This window comes from Streptomyces doebereineriae (genome assembly GCF_031845645.1).
In the GTDB taxonomy this organism is placed as follows: Bacteria; Actinomycetota; Actinomycetes; order Streptomycetales; family Streptomycetaceae; genus Streptomyces; species Streptomyces canus.
Window position 1 is genome coordinate 1 of record NZ_JAVREZ010000504.1, and the last position, 408, is coordinate 408.

General features: G+C 66.4%; 1 protein-coding gene. It reads right to left on the bottom strand.

Going from position 1 to position 408, the window contains the following annotated elements; genetic code table 11:
• A partial coding sequence (locus RNB18_RS52985) for an aminotransferase class III-fold pyridoxal phosphate-dependent enzyme (RefSeq protein WP_311721174.1) occupies nt 1–408 on the bottom strand: 408 nt, incomplete at both ends.

The window sequence follows — 408 nt, forward strand, 5'->3', positions numbered from 1 at the left end:
CTCGTAGAGTTCCCGCATCACGAACTTGGCGCCTTCGGGGTGGTCGAACTCCAGACCGATCACCACGCCGTTCTGCCGGATCCCGACGAACCAGTCGGGGTGGTCGGCCTGGATGCGCTGCAGCCCGTGGTCGAAGATGTCGGCGATGTAGTGGACCATCGAGCGCACTTCGGGGCGGGTGGAGATCTCGAGCGTCTTCAGCGCGGCGACACAGCCCAGCTCGGCACCGCCGAAGGTGGAGATGTGGCCGAAGCCGTCCTCGTCGAGCCACTTCGCCGCGCGATCGCTGAGCAGGGCCGCGGTGATCGGGTACATGCCACCGGACAGGCCCTTGCCGGTCACCAGGATGTCGGGCTCGATGCCGTGTTTGGTGATGCACCACAGCTCACCGGTGCGCATCAGGCCGGT